The 14,223-nt window shown below is 69.2% G+C and carries 12 protein-coding genes; 5 read left to right on the forward strand and 7 right to left on the reverse strand.

What is annotated here, in order from left to right:
* Positions 1-116: 116 nt before the first annotated feature.
* On the reverse strand, positions 117-1,100 hold the full coding sequence (locus OG804_RS31360) for a phosphotriesterase family protein (RefSeq protein WP_328392241.1): 984 nt from the start codon (positions 1,098-1,100) through the stop codon (positions 117-119).
* Positions 1,101-1,362: 262 nt separating this feature from the next.
* Positions 1,363-2,640, reverse strand: coding sequence for a PucR family transcriptional regulator (locus tag OG804_RS31365; RefSeq protein ID WP_328392242.1), 1,278 nt, complete (start codon positions 2,638-2,640; stop codon positions 1,363-1,365).
* A gap of 210 nt (positions 2,641-2,850) precedes the next feature.
* On the opposite strand from OG804_RS31365, the gene OG804_RS31370 reads away from it, so the two are divergent.
* Entirely contained in the window at positions 2,851-3,402 is a 552-nt protein-coding gene (locus OG804_RS31370) for a hypothetical protein (RefSeq protein ID WP_328392243.1), read from the forward strand.
* A gap of 29 nt (positions 3,403-3,431) precedes the next feature.
* Here the strand turns inward: OG804_RS31370 and OG804_RS31375 are convergent, their stop codons facing one another.
* Positions 3,432-4,292, reverse strand: coding sequence for a helix-turn-helix domain-containing GNAT family N-acetyltransferase (locus OG804_RS31375; RefSeq protein WP_328392244.1), 861 nt, complete (start codon positions 4,290-4,292; stop codon positions 3,432-3,434).
* Between the two features lie 491 nt (positions 4,293-4,783).
* Between OG804_RS31375 and OG804_RS31380 the strand changes: the two genes are divergently transcribed.
* Entirely contained in the window at positions 4,784-6,007 is a 1,224-nt protein-coding gene (locus tag OG804_RS31380; protein ID WP_328392245.1) for a serine hydrolase domain-containing protein, read from the forward strand.
* A gap of 4 nt (positions 6,008-6,011) precedes the next feature.
* On the opposite strand, the gene ilvA is transcribed toward OG804_RS31380, so the two are convergent.
* Both ilvA and OG804_RS31390 read right to left on the reverse strand, forming a co-directional pair.
* Positions 6,012-7,367: a threonine ammonia-lyase IlvA gene (gene ilvA / locus OG804_RS31385; RefSeq protein WP_328398873.1), complete on the reverse strand. Its 1,356-nt coding sequence runs from the start codon at positions 7,365-7,367 to the stop codon at positions 6,012-6,014.
* A 92-nt stretch (positions 7,368-7,459) separates the two neighbouring features.
* The gene (locus tag OG804_RS31390) at positions 7,460-7,894 is read right to left on the reverse strand and encodes a nitroreductase family deazaflavin-dependent oxidoreductase (protein WP_328392246.1); all 435 of its coding nucleotides are present in this window, start codon (positions 7,892-7,894) and stop codon (positions 7,460-7,462) included.
* A 166-nt stretch (positions 7,895-8,060) separates the two neighbouring features.
* Between OG804_RS31390 and OG804_RS31395 the strand changes: the two genes are divergently transcribed.
* Positions 8,061-8,288: a hypothetical protein gene (locus tag OG804_RS31395; protein WP_328392247.1), complete on the forward strand. Its 228-nt coding sequence runs from the start codon at positions 8,061-8,063 to the stop codon at positions 8,286-8,288.
* 126 nt (positions 8,289-8,414) lie between these two features.
* A complete protein-coding gene (locus tag OG804_RS31400; protein WP_328392248.1) occupies positions 8,415-9,830 on the forward strand; it encodes an amidase in 1,416 nt (471 codons plus the stop codon).
* A gap of 26 nt (positions 9,831-9,856) precedes the next feature.
* On the opposite strand, the gene treY is transcribed toward OG804_RS31400, so the two are convergent.
* Both treY and OG804_RS31410 read right to left on the reverse strand, forming a co-directional pair.
* On the reverse strand, positions 9,857-12,259 hold the full coding sequence (gene treY / locus OG804_RS31405) for a malto-oligosyltrehalose synthase (protein ID WP_328392249.1): 2,403 nt from the start codon (positions 12,257-12,259) through the stop codon (positions 9,857-9,859).
* A gap of 189 nt (positions 12,260-12,448) precedes the next feature.
* Positions 12,449-12,763 (reverse strand): hypothetical protein, encoded by a 315-nt coding sequence (locus OG804_RS31410; protein WP_328392250.1) that lies wholly within the window; start codon positions 12,761-12,763, stop codon positions 12,449-12,451.
* Positions 12,764-12,874: 111 nt separating this feature from the next.
* Here OG804_RS31410 and OG804_RS31415 point away from each other — a divergent pair, with 111 nt between their 5' ends.
* Positions 12,875-14,167 (forward strand): adenosylmethionine--8-amino-7-oxononanoate transaminase, encoded by a 1,293-nt coding sequence (locus OG804_RS31415; protein WP_328392251.1) that lies wholly within the window; start codon positions 12,875-12,877, stop codon positions 14,165-14,167.
* Positions 14,168-14,223 lie beyond the last annotated feature (56 nt).

Below are 14,223 nucleotides of genomic sequence, written 5' to 3' on the forward strand. Positions count from 1 at the left end.
CGGCGGGGCCGTCCGCAGACCGCGCCCGGCCGGAGGGGTCGCGAAGTTGCGCCCGGCCCCCGGCTCCGCCCACGGCGGCGCGGGTACGCGGTGTGTCCGGGTACCCGCGAGCCGTCTCACCCCGCTTCGAAGAACGCGCGCGGTACCTCGACGAGCATCGTGTCGATCTGCTTCTGCTCGATACCGCGGTCGAGCACATAGGGCAGAACATCGTCGAACAGGTGCGTGTAGTGCCACTGCGGCAGTACGGCCGCCCGCAGGGACGGCGCCATCCAGTCGATATAGCAGTTGGCGTCCTGGGAGAGCACCATCCGGTCGGCGTATCCGCGGCGCACCATCTCGATGAGCGTATCGGCGCGCGCTTCGAAGGTGGTCTCGAGATTGATGCCGAACCGGTCCATCCCGAGCACGAAACCGGCGTCGGCGAGCGCGGTCAGATAGTCGAGGTCGGTGGTGTCGCCGCTGTGCCCCAGCACGATCCGGCGCGGATCGATCCCCTCTTCGTCGCACAGCACCCGCTTGACCTCGAAGCCGGAGCCCGACTCGGGATGGGTGTGCACCGTGATCGGTACACCGGTTTCGTGGTGGGCCCGGGCCACGGCCCGCATCACCCGTTCCACCCCGGGTGTCAGACCCTGAGTGTCGATGGCGCATTTGAGCATCCCCGCCTTGACCTCGGTGTCGCCGATACCGTCCCGGATATCGGAGACGAACATGTCGACCAGCGGATCGGGGACCTGGGTGCCGAGCATCGCGTCGAGCGCCGGGCCGCGATAGTGGAAGTAGAACGGCAGATCATCGTAGGTGTACAGGCCGGTGGCCACGATCAGGCGGAGCGGAATCCGTTGCGCGATCTGCGCGATCCGGGGGATGTAGCGGCCCAGGCCCACCACGGTGGGATCCACGATGGTGCGCACACCCGCGTCGTAGGCGGCGGTCAGCTGTCGTACCGCGTCGTCCACCCGCTCGTCCTCCGAACCCCATTCCGCGGAATAGTTCTGTTGCACATCGGAACTGAGTACGAAGACGTGCTCGTGCATGAGCGTGACACCGAGGTCGGCGGTATCGGCGGCGCCGCGGACGGTCTGAATGGAGGACACAGGAGGCTCCTGACAAGGGCAGCGGGCAGCGCGAAACGCTTGCACGACAAGTGGTTTCGATCCGCGGTGTAACCCGGTTGGGTCCGCCGACGGCATATCCGGCAGTAGTTCCCACGGGTGGGAGCCGGTTTCGGGGATACCGGAACTGTACGACGTACTGTCTCGGGCGGGCCATATTCCGGCGGCATGAAAGCTCCGGCGACATTTGTGCGGAGAGCACAGTCGCCCAGGTCACGCCGGGACGGCGGGCCGGTCGGGCGTTTCAGCGGTGCGGCGCCTCCGGTCGCAGCACCGCGGCGCCGAGCAACTGGGTGGCCTGCAACGCGAGCCGCGGATACAGATCCGCGCCGTGGGTCTCGGGATTCGCGCCGATCAGGTTCAGTGCCTGCCGGACCCGGTATTGGACCGTATTGCGATGGACTGCCAGGCGGGTCGCCGCGGCGGCGTAACTCCGATTTCCGGCGAGGAACACCCGCAGTGTCTCGCGCAGCCAGAGATTGCGTTCGTTGTCCGCCGCCAGTTCGCCCAGCTGGTCGGCGACGAACTCGCGCAGCGTATCGATATCACCCGCCAGCAGGGCGACGGCTGCCACGTCGGGATAGGACAGCACGCGTGCCATGTGCTCGCCGCCGAGCAGCGCGAGCCGGCGCGCCCGGTCGGCCTGACCGGCCGTTCGCCGGAAACCCGCGATCCCGGTGCCGTAGCCGCTGAAGACCGCCCGCACCGGTAGCCCCCGTTCCGACAGCAGCCGTTCGACTGCCGCGCTGTCGACGGCGGCCTCATGTGGCAGGGCGAACCACAATCGGGCCTCGTGTTCGTCCACCGGCACCATGAGGGTCCCCTGCGCGCGGTCGAAAACGCCGGCCAGCGCCATTCGGAGGTGGTCGAAAACCTCGACGGCGGTGGCGGGATCGATATGCGGATCGGTCCAGGCGTAGACCGCGAGATGGCCGCGCGTGAGCGGGTACTGCAGGACCTGCTCCGCGGCGTCGGCATCGGTGGCCGTGCCGTTGAGCACCCGGGTCACCCACTGTTGCCGCAAGCCGCCCCGATTGCCGACCCAGCGGTCGCGTTCCTGTTCGTAGGCGACCCCGACCTGCTCACAGACCTGGTCGATGTACACCGAGGTGCGGTTGACGATATGGACGATCGCCGGTGTGCTGACCGGGCCGCCGAATTCGATCGCGTACCGCATGGCGGTGTCCAGGAATCCGGCCTGCCCGACGCGGTAGGCCCGGATCAGCGCGGAGGCGGGAACATCGCGCTGGGCGAGGATCCGGGCGTACACGAGTGCGCGCTCCGGAGCCCGGACGTCGTCCTCCGTCGCTTCGTTCTGCAGGAACTGCAGTGCCTCCATCAAATTGTCGGTAGTGCCCGCTTCCATCAGTTCGCGTAGCCGCGGATCACGGTCCAGCGCCGGCACCTGGGTTCGCATCAGGCTCGACAGCTCGTCGATGAACTGGGCCCGGTCACGCAGGAATGTCTGCGCGACCAGCCCGACCACCTCTTCGGTGCTGCGCGCCGCCCGTTGTTGCTCCACGCGTCAATGATCGCGCGGCGGGGTGAACGGGTCGCTGCCCGGGCCGTACTTCGTCGTCCTGGGCGCAACCTCCCCTCGCCCGTCGATCGGTCGCCGCGGAACCCGTGGTTCGGGCCGATGCGGACGGATAGAGTCGGTCCACCGGCGGGAGGCCGGTGGACCGGGCCGCGCGTGCCGGTTATCGCTGGATCGACCCGGTACAGGGGGCGTATGAAGATCTCCGCCGGCGCGCCCGGCTGGTACGACGCGTGCACACCGGAAGAACGCGCCACCACGGTGGCGCTGGCCACGTCCCGGTGGAAATGGACGGTGGTGTGGGCGGTGCTCACCGGGGCCGGGCTCGTGCTGGCCGTGTTCGTGTCGACGGCCGGACTGCTGCCGCTGCGCCGGTCGCCGTCCGCGACGCCGGGTGTGGTGCTCACGGTCGCGATAGGTGCCCTGCTGCTCGACCTCGCGGTACTGCTGCTGAACTGTGTCGCGTGGGCGCGGGTCCGGCAGGTGTTCTCCGGCGCCGCGCCGGACGCGGCGGTGCGTCCCTTCCGCCGTATGCGCTGGCTGCCCACGTCCCTGGTCTCCCTGTTCGGGACCGTGGCGATGCTGATGGTAGGGATCTATCCGCTGGCTCGCTACGGCGACGCGGGTCTCGCGGGGATGTCCGTGGCCGATTGGTCGGCCGCGGGGGTCGCGGTGCTGTGCGTGCTGTGCGGGCTGTCGACGATGTGGTTGAAGGTGATCCTGCGGCCGGTTCGCGGTGGTGCGTAGGCGGCCACCGCCCGGGTGCGCCGGGCCGGTCAGTTCAGCGGGCTGCGGCGCTCCAGCAGGACGGCGTCGCGCCAGCGGCCCTCGAACCGGCCGATCCGCTCGCGGATGCCGACGGTGCGGAAGCCCGCCGCGTGATGTAGCGAGACACTGATCCGGTCCTCCGGGAACACCGTCGTCTGCAGGGCCCGCAGTCCGGCCTTCTCGGCGGCGACGACCTGCTGCCGCAGCAGTGCGGTGCCGACGCCGCGGCCTTCCTGCTCATCGGCGACCATGACGCAGCTGTCGGCGATATCGCGGTAGAACTCGTGGCCCGATACCGGGGTCAGGGCCGCCCAGCCGACGATCCGGCCGTCGATCTCGGCCACCCAGCGGTGGTCGGGCAGCCACTGGTGGTCCAGGGTGTGCCGGTCGGGCGCGTCCGCGGCGAAGACCGCGGGATAGGCGGTGCCGCGCTCGGCGTAGATGGTCCGGACCGGGTCCCAATCGGCGTCGGTCATCGCGCGGACCGTGATGTCGCGGGGGAAGTCGTCGGGGCAGGGCGGCTGGGGAGTGAGGATGCCCATGACCGCGTCGGCGGTGTGCGGGAGTTCGGTGCAGCGGTGTGGGTTGACCATGACGAGGGTGGCGGTGCCCTCTTTGTGCACTGTCACGAACCCGGCGTCGGTGAGCTTGCGGACGTGATGGGAGACGGTCGGCTGACCGATACCGAGTGCTTCGGCGATCTCGCCGATGTGGATTCCGGCGGGGCTCGTGGCGACCTGGTGCAGTAACCGGACCCGTGTCGGGTCGGCCAGGCAGGAAAACCAGCCTGCGTAGACGGTCGCGTCGGCGACCGGGAGCGCGTCGCCGCGCACCTGGTCCCGCACGACCGGCGGTTCCAAGGAGGTCATGGGGCCACTATATCGACGGAGGTTATTCGGCCCGAGAAAGTCGGCTTCCCGATGTTTATCCAGTGTCGTCGATATTGCCGGGCGTGGGTATCGCCGTCGCGTACCCACAAGGCGGGCGCCGCGCGGCGCCGGAACTGACGGGCCGACTCCGATACCGGCTGCCACCGGGCGATATCCGTGCGGTCGAGTCCGGTTCGGCGGGCGTCTCGCGGCCGGCGGGTTGCGGGATCGGGACTGTTCGGCGCCGGTGAATTCTTCCTGCCGTGCACAGGGCCGGAGAATTCTTTACCATTTCGTTTCCTGGCCGCACGGATTCCGGCGCGGCCCACGGAAAGGTATTCCTTATCGATTTCTCCGGCGGCGCACCGACCCGTCCGATTACATTCGGGTGGCGCCGGCGCGGTCCACACCGGACCGTCACGGGCCTGCACGTTCGCGCCCTGTCCGGGACGGCCGTTGCCGAGAAGATCGGATGACCTTACTGTGTAAGGATGGGCAGCGTCGCTTATTCCGGCAACGCCGGAGCAGAATTCCGGCGGCTGACGTCCGCCTTCACCCGGGTCTACGGTGGCCGGAAGGGTGTGGGGGCGGCGCTGGCGATATACCGGCACGGGGAGCCGATACTCGATATCTGGACAGGGGAGTCCGCACCGGGCCGCCCGTGGACCCGCGATACCGGCGCGGTGGTCTTCTCCGCGACCAAGGGGATCGCTTCCACGGTCGTGCACCGGCTCGCCGACCGCGGCCTCATCGACTACGACGCGCCGGTCTGCGAGTACTGGCCGGAATTCGGCTGCAACAACAAGGACCGGATCACCGTCCGGCAGGTGCTCACCCATTCGGCGGGGCTGTCCGGCGTCGGGACCCTCGCGGCCCACGGGTCCGAACTGCTCGACCACGAACTCATGGCCGAACGCCTGGCCGCCGCCACTCCCGACCGCCTGCTGGGCGTTCCGGCCTACCACGCGATGACCTTCGGCTGGCTGCTCGCGGGTCTTACGCGAGCGGTCACCGGGCTGAGCATGAAGGAGCTGTTCCTGCGGGAGGTCGCCATCCCGTTGGGCACCGACGGCGTCCATCTGGGCCGCCCACCCGCGGGCTCGGTCACCATGGCCGCCGAAAGCTTCGGCACCGGATTCTCGTTCGCCGGAACCCCGCGCGGATCCCGGCTGGTCACCCTGCTGCAGAGCATCCCCGGCGCGCTCGGCGTCAGCAGTCGCTCACTGTTCATCCCCGGCGCCGAGGCGATTCTCAGCGGCCCGAACCCGCCGGTGCTGGACAGCGAGATGCCGGCCGCCAACGGTGTGTGCACCGCCAACGGTCTGGCCGCCGTGTACGAACCGCTGGCCTGCGACGGCCTCGCCGGTGGCAAGCGGTACCTGTCGGGCGCCGCCGTGCAGGCAATCCGCCGGATCGAACGGTACCGGCCCGATACCGGGCTCTTCCTCTACATGGGCCCCCTGTGGCATCTGGGTTACCACGCCATGCCCACCGTCGGCGCGCCCCGCGGGTTCGGTCATATCGGCCTGGGCGGATCATTCGGCTGGGCGGACCCCGACAGCGGCCTGTCCCTCGGTTTCGTGCACAACCGGCTCGCGCTCGAAACGCTGGCCGTCGACCAGCCCGCGTTCGCCTGGTTGCTGCCGCTGGTCCTCGCCGGGGCCCGGTCGGCCGACCGGATCGGCCGCGGCGCCCCGCGCGAGGCCGCGGCCTGATCGATCAGGTCAGATAGCGGTAGGCGGGGGAGCCGGGCTCGAGTTGCTCGCACTGGATGGGGGACCGGGCGATCCGGTCCAGCAGCGGTGGCAGCCCGTTGCGCTCGCCCAGTTCGATGCCGACCAGCGCGGAGCCGGTCTCCCGGTTGTTGCGCTTGACGTATTCGAACAGGGTGATGTCGTCGTCGGGGCCGAGTACCTCGTCCAGGAACCGGCGCAGCGCGCCGGGTTCCTGGGGGAAGTCCACCAGGAAATAGTGTTTGAGTCCCTGGTGCACCAGCGAGCGTTCGATCACCTCGCCGTAGCGCGAGACATCGTTGTTCCCGCCGGAGACCAGGCATACGACGGTCGAACCGGGTTCCGGCGCGGTCTCCAGCAGTGCGGTCACCGCGAGCGCGCCGGCGGGCTCGGCGATGATCCCCTCGTTCTGATAGAGATCGAGCATGGCGGTGCACACCGCGCCCTCATCGACGCGCAGCAGCCGGAAAGAGCCCGCACTGCCGGGAGATTCGGTGGAGATGAGCAGCGGCAGCGAACCGTGCGAGACCACTCGGCCGCCGAAACCGGCCACCGCATCGTAGGGAACCTGCCCGATCCGGCGCACAGCGGCGCCGTCCACGAACGGGTCGACCTCGGGCAGGGTGACCGGCGCGCCCGCGACCAGCGCGGCGGTCATCGAGGCGGCACCGCTCGGCTCGACGCCGAGGATTCCGGTCTCCGGAGCGCGTTCACGCAGGTAGGTGCCGATTCCGGCGAGGCAGCCGCCGCCTCCTACCGGAACGATCATCAGGTCCGGCGCGGCCCCGAGCTGCTCGAGGATCTCGGCCGCGATGGTCCCCTGGCCCGCGGCGGTGCGGGTGTCGTCGAACGGGGGCACCATGGTGGCGCCGGAGCGGCGGACATCATCGGCCGCGGCCGCGGCGGCGGCGTCGAAGGTTTCCCCGACCGCGATCAGCTCCACGAACTCGCCGCCGTGCACCCGGATGCGGTCGCGCTTCTGCTTGGGGGTGGTGGTGGGGACATAGATCCGGCCGGTGATCCCCATGGCCCGGCAGGCGAACGCCACTCCCTGGGCGTGGTTGCCCGCGCTCGCGGTGACCACCCCGGCCGCGCGTTCGGACTCGCTGAGCTGCACCACGAGGTTGTAGGCGCCGCGCAGCTTGTAGGAGCGCACGACGGTGAGGTCCTCACGTTTGAGGTACACCTGGGCGCCGGTCAACTGGGACAGGCGCGGGCATAGTTGCAGGGGAGTGGGTTCGATGATGTCGGAGATGCGTTTGGCTGCGGCGTCGATCTCGTCCGCGGTCAGCGCAGGACGGGCTTCTGGCAGGTGAGTGAGCACATCGGACACCCGCTCCATGCTGCCACCCGCCGCTGCCCGAGTATGCGGCGGGTGGCCCTGTCCTGCGTTTTCGTTCATTTCGGCGGTGTGGTCCGCAGTGGCCGGATCGGTCAGCGCGGAGTGAGTACGAAGACCGGGATCTGGCGGTCCGTCTTGGTCTGGTAGTCGGCGTAGGGCGGGTAGGCGGCGACCGAGCGTTCCCACCACAGGGCCTTCTCCTCGCCGAAGACCTCACGCGCGGTGTAGTCCTTGGTGACCGTGCCGTCCTGCAGTTCCACATGGGGTTCGGCGACCACGTTGTGGTACCAGACGGGATGCTTCGGCGCGCCGCCCAGCGAGGCGACGACCGCGTATTCGCCGTCGTGCTCGACCCGCATGAGCGCGGTCTTGCGGAGTTTGCCGGATTTGTTCCCGACCGTGGTCAGCACGATGACCGCCATGCCCTGCATGGTGGTGCCTTCGGTTCCGCCGGAGTTCTCGATCTTCTCGGCCTGTTCCCGGGCCCAGTCGGACGTGGACGGTGCGTATTCTCCTGTCAATGGCATGTCCGGGGGAACGTCTCGGGCGCGAGTCGTGTTCCCGGCGCGACTCTCGGTGCTGGTCTCCGGCCCGGAGGCCGAGCCCGTTCGGGCATCCCGACCGTTGATATATGTGTCCGGGAAGACAAAAGTTCGATGGACCGAAGACCGGGTCCACGGGTAGCCTGAACAGATGACCGCATCCCATCTCGTCGACACGCGCGTCGCCGTTCACGGCGGGGCGGCGGTCGATATCGCGGGGTCACGCTGGCCGGTGTACAAGCTGGAGGCGCTGGTCGCCGGGCTGCTCATCTTCCTCGTGCCGACGCTCGTCCTGGGTTCGGCGCAGGTCGGGGTGTTGCTGGGGGCCGCCGTCGGCACTGCGCTGTGGGCCCTCGGGTGGTGGCGCACGGTCCACTAGGCGTTCGCCGCGGGGTGGCGAACAGTTCCGTCGAGATCCTCTCCGTACTACCCTGGGCCGAGTTGAACACTTGTCCATTTGGCCCCGGGGCGAGCGTCCGGGTCCCCGAGGTATGCGAGCCGATTCATGACCGATCGAGTACATGCCTTCACCGACGACGCGCTGGGCGAACACGACGCGGTGGCACTGGCGGCGCTGATCCGCACCGGTGCGGCGAGCCCGGAGGAAGTGGCCGAGGCCGCGCTGGCCCGCGCGGAAGCGGTGAATCCGCGGCTGAACGCGATCGCCTACCGCTCCCCACGGCCGCGGTACGCGGAGCCGGACTCCTCCGGCGTGTGGTTCGGGGTGCCGGCCTTCGTCAAGGACAACGCCGATGTGGCGGGGATGCCCAGCCGCTTCGGCAGCGCGGCGATCACCCCGCATCCGGCCGCCGCGGACGACCGGTTCACCGCGCAACTGCTGAGCACCGGGGTCACCGTGCTCGGAAAGACCACACTGCCCGAATTCGGCTTCATCTCGAGCACCGAATTCGAGACCGGCGAACCCACCCGCAACCCGTGGGACACCGGACGCACTGTCGGCGGTTCGTCGGGTGGGTCGGCCGCCATGGTCGCGGCCGGCGTGGTTCCGGTCGCGCACGGCAACGACGGCGGCGGATCGCTGCGGATTCCGGCGGCCTGCGCCGGCCTGGTGTCGTTGAAACCCAGCCGCTTCCGGCATCTGGACAATGCGCAGGCGCGGCAGTTGCCGATCAAACTCGTCTCCGAGGGCGTGCTGTCCCGTTCGGTCCGGGACCAGGCGGTGTATCACGCCGCCGCCGAGAAGTATTGGCGCAACCCGAAACTCCCGCCCATCGGCACGGTGGAAGGCCCCTCCGCGCGCACCCTCCGCATCGGGTTGCTCACCACCTCGGCCAACGGGCGGCAACCCGACGCCGCGACCCTCGCGGCGGTCACCGCCACCGCGGCGATTCTGGAGAGTGCGGGCCACACCATCGAACCGATGGACTCCCCGGTGGCCCCGCGACTGGTCGAGGACTTCCTCCAGTACTGGGGCTTCCTGGCGCAGATGTCGGGGGTCACCGGGAAGCTGAGCCACGGGCGCTCGTTCGACGCCGCCCGCCTCGATGCCTTCACCAAGGGGCTCGCCGCCTCCTTCCGTCGACGCCTGCTCAGCACCCCGGGCGCGCTGTACCGGCTGAACAAGGCCCGCGCCGATTACGACACGGTGCTCACCCGCTACGACGCCATCCTGTCGCCGGTGCTCACCCACGCCACACCCGAGCTCGGCTACCTGCGACCGGGCGTGCCCTATGACGAATTGATCGAGCGGGTCACGAATTTCGTGGGCTATACCCCGATCAACAATGTGACGGGTTCGCCGTCGATCGCGGTTCCGGCCGGGCTCACCGAGACGGGCTTGCCGGTGGGAGTCATGCTCAGCGGCGCCTACGGGGGCGAGCGGACGCTGCTCGAGCTCGGCTTCCTCCTGGAAGCGCAGGCCCCGTTCCCGCGTATCGCCGCCGCGACCACCGGGTCCTGACCGGCCGCGCCCGCGAGCCCGGCGGGTCAGCGGACCAGTAGCGCGACCGGAAGCCGGGCGAACAATTTCTCCGTGCGGGCGCGGTTCTGGAACGTGTGACCGGTGAGCCGGTCGGTCCAGGACCCGCCGGAGAGCTCGATATAGGTATCGCCCCAGCCGGTTTCACCGATCGCGACACTGTGCCGGGTGACCGCCACGATGATCTCGGGCTCGCCGCCGACCCGGCCCCGCGCGAAGGCCACCAGTTTGTCGGCGTGCTCGCCGTGCCCGAACACCGGGGTATAGGTACCGCCGACGAAGCACTCCGGGCGTTCGCGGCGCAACCACAGCGCGTAGGCCACCAGCCACATCTTCGCCGCGCCCGTGATGTCCAGTGGCGGAGTGGTGGTGAGGGTGTGCAGCATCCCGGACCGGGACCCGAAATCCACCGGCCGCCGATTGTCCGGATCGACCAGTGAATCCTCCCAGACCTCGCAGCCCTGATAGATATCCGGTATGCCCGGTGCGCACAGCTGCAGCAGCTTCTGCGCCAGCGAATCCGACCAGGCATGCGGCGCGAGATCGTGCGCGAGATCGGTGAGCTGGCGGCCGACCGGACCGTCGATCACTTGATCGAGCCAGGAGTGCACCGCGTTCTCGAATTCGGTATCGGGTTCCTCCCAGGAGGTGTGCTCCCCGGATTCGCGCATCGCCTTCTCGGCGAAGCGGTGCACCCGGTCGCGCAGCCCGGGCACCGAGGGGGCGGGGCGGCCGTCGGCCGGCCACATTCCGAACATGTTCTGCAGCAGGAACAGTGCCGTCGCCCCGTCCGGCGCCGGGAGCTTCTCCAGCCACAGGGTCACCGCCCGCGCCCACATTCGCGGTACCTGCGACAGCACGCCGATCCGCGCCCGCACATCTTCCCCGCGTTTGGTGTCGTGCGTGGAAAGGGTGGTCATCGACGCGGGCCAGCGCCGCGCGCGCGAAGCGTTGGCGAGATGGAATTCGTTGACGGTGCGCCCGAACCTGGCCGGATTGCCGCCGATCTCCTGGAGCGACACCAGTCGCACGGCGCGATAGAACAGGATGTCCTCCACGGCTTTCGCGCCGATCGCGTTGCTCACCTGATGGAACCGGGTCCACGCGGTACCGCCGGCGGTCAACGCCATGATCAGGATGGCCAACGGCACCCGCAGCTCGGCATTGCGTTTCTCCACCTCGGCGACCACCGCGCTGATCATGCCGGCCAGCGGGGTGTAGTCGGCGCGCGCGACGGGCAGGAACGACAGCACCTCGATGGTGGCGTTGCTGAGGGCCATGGTGTCGAAATCGTCGGCGCCCGCGTCGGCTTTGATCGCGGTCACCAGTCGCCGCATCTCCGGGACGAGGATGCTCTCGGCCACCGCGCGTTTGATGCGGTGCTCCTTCTCCCCGACCCAGACGCGGTCACTGCCGTGGCCGGTGATGTGGCGGGACAGTTCGGTGAGGATCGGTTCCCCCGCGGGTTCGAGCAGGACGCCGCCGAAATCCGCGACACCGTCGTAGCCGGTGGTGCCGTCGATCGGCAGCGTGGGGTCGAGAGGTTCCCGGTTGGCCAGGGTCTTCTCCACCAGCAGCAGCCGATTGGGTCCGATCAGGGTGCGCAACCGCTGGAGGTATTCGGCCGGATCGGCGAGTCCGTCCGGGTGGTCGACGCGGACGCCGTCGATCAGATCGTGTTCGCACCAGGCGGCCAGTTCCCGGTGGGTCGCCTCGAATACCTGCGGGTCCTCCTGGCGCAGCGCGGCCAGTCCGCTGATGGAGCAGTACCGCCGGTATCCGCAGATCCCCGATTTCCAGCTGACCAGCCGATAGTGCTGCTTATCGTGGATCCGCAGCGCGTTGTCGCCGTCGGTGCCGGGGGCGATCGGGAAACGGAGTTCGTGCAGGGCCAGCAGCGGTTCGGGGCCGGTCCGGTCGACAGTGAGGGCGGCCGGATCGTTCGCGCCGCGCAGCACCGGAAGCGCCAGGCGTCCGCCCACGCCGTTGCCGGGACTCCAGTCGATATCGAAGAACGAGGCGAACTGGGATTTGCGGCCGTACTGCAGCACATGCCACCACCACATGTTCTGCTGCGGATCCGCGACCCCGACATGGTTGGGCACCAGATCCATGATCAGCCCCATACCGCGGTCGTGTACTTCGTCGGAGAGGTTCTTGAGTCCGACCGGTCCCCCCAGCGCGGGGGAGACAGTGGTGGGGTCGATGACGTCGTATCCGTGGGTGGAGCCGCGCGCGGCGGCCATGACCGGGGACAGGTAGATATGCGAAACACCCAGTTGTTGAAGGTATTCCGCGATGGCCGCGGCCTGGATGAAGGTGAGGCCGTCCGGTCGCAGCTGTAGCCGGTAGGTGCTGCGGACCGGAGTGACGCGCGGATTGCGGCGGAAGCTCGGCGGGTCTGCGGGCATACGGTTCTCGGTCGGGGTCCTGAGGTGGCGCGGTGGGCAGGTGGGCGCCTCTGGTGGCGCGGATATGCGGAGACTGCCGGGTCAGCCCGGGTGATAGGCGTCGCCCGGTGATCGGGCACTGCTCGCGTGCATGGAGACGACACTAGCGTGATCTCGGCGCACGGATACCGTCGGCCGTTGGGCGGTTGTTCAGTTCAGTGCCGGTGAATCCGTCCAGCGGCGCGCGTAGCCGGTTCGCCGGGCGATTGCGGCGAGACTCCCCAGTATCGCTCGCTGCAGCCAGGCTGGTATTCCGGCCAGGTAGCCGTCCTGTAGGTTCCAGAGCAGGGCGAGTGCCAATGGGTTGCGTGGAATCCCGGAGCGGGTGGTCGCGCCCGCGCCGTCCAGGGCGCTCCACAGCGTGAACATGTCCAGATGCCGCAACAGCGGACGGATCTCGTGGTCGAGCACGGTATCGGGCGACTCGTTCCAGAATTCGTGCACTGCCCGGGCCGGTGCGTGCACGGTATCGCCGGGGCCGGCCGGGTGTCGGGCGCGCGGCGGCATTGGTAACTTGAACGGCGTTCAAGACGCTGTGCGGCTGTGACCGGTCGCGCTCCGACGTGGAGGATCACCGTGCCCGCTGCCGCCCCCGCAGGACTCACCGCCGCGCAGATCTCCGACCTCGACGCGCGCTATGTCTGGCATCCGTACGGCGGGTTCCCGGCCACCACCGAACCGCTCGTCGTCACCGCCGCCGCCGGCACCCGGCTGACACTGGCCGACGGCCGGCAACTGGTGGACGGAATGAGCTCCTGGTGGGCCGCGGTGCACGGCTACCGGCACCCGGTGCTCGACGAGGCACTGGTGGCGCAGTCGCGGCGGATGAGCCATGTGATGTTCGGCGGGCTCACCCACGAACCGGCCGCCCGGCTGTGCGAACTCCTGGTGCGGCACACCCCGGCCGGGCTCGACAAGGTGTTCCTGTGCGATTCGGGCTCGGTATCGGTCGAGGTCGCGGTGAAGATGTGCCTGCAGTATTGGCGGTCGGCGGGCCGCCCGGACAAGCGCCGCCTGCTCACCTGGCGCGGCGGCTACCACGGTGACACCTTCACCCCGATGAGTGTGTGCGACCCCGACGGTGGGATGCACACACTGTGGACCGATGTGCTGACCGAACAGGTCTTCGTCTCCGCCCCGCCCGCGGACTACCGGGACGACTACGTACGGGAACTGGAGCGGGCCGTGGCCCGGCACGCCGACGAACTGGCGGCGGTCGTGGTGGAACCGGTGGTCCAGGGCGCCGGGGGGATGCGCTGGCACGATCCTCGCTACCTCGCCGATCTGCGCCGGCTGTGCGACGAACACGGGGTACTGCTGGTGTTCGACGAGATCGCCACCGGATTCGGCCGCACCGGAAAGCTTTTCGCGGCCGAGCACGCGGGGGTGTCCCCGGATGTGCTGTGCGTCGGCAAGGCGCTCACGGGCGGATATCTGACGCTGGCCGCGACCCTGTGCACCTCGGAGATCGCCGAGACGATCAGCGCCGCGCACGGCGGTCTCATGCACGGTCCCACCTTCATGGGCAATCCACTGGCCTGCGCCGTCGCCGTGGCGTCGGTGGAACTGCTGCTGTCGAGGGACTGGCGGGGGGACGTGTCGCGGATCGAAACCGAGTTGCGCGCGGGTCTTGCGCCGGCCCGGGACATTCCGGGTGTGGCGGAGGTGCGGGTGCTGGGCGGTATCGGGGTGATCCAACTGGATCGGCCGGTGGATATGCGTGCCGCCACCGCCGCGGCCACCGCGGCGGGCGCCTGGATCAGGCCGTTCCGGGACCTGATCTACGCGATGCCGCCCTACATCAGTGATTCCGGTGATATCGCCACCGTCACCGGCGCCATGGTCGCCGCGGCGCGCACCGGGGGGTGACCGAGGGCGGGCACAGCACTGCCCGCCCTCGCACCGGCGAGGGCGGGCATGGGCCG

The organism is Nocardia sp. NBC_00416 (assembly GCF_036032445.1).
GTDB lineage: Bacteria > Actinomycetota > Actinomycetes > Mycobacteriales > Mycobacteriaceae > Nocardia.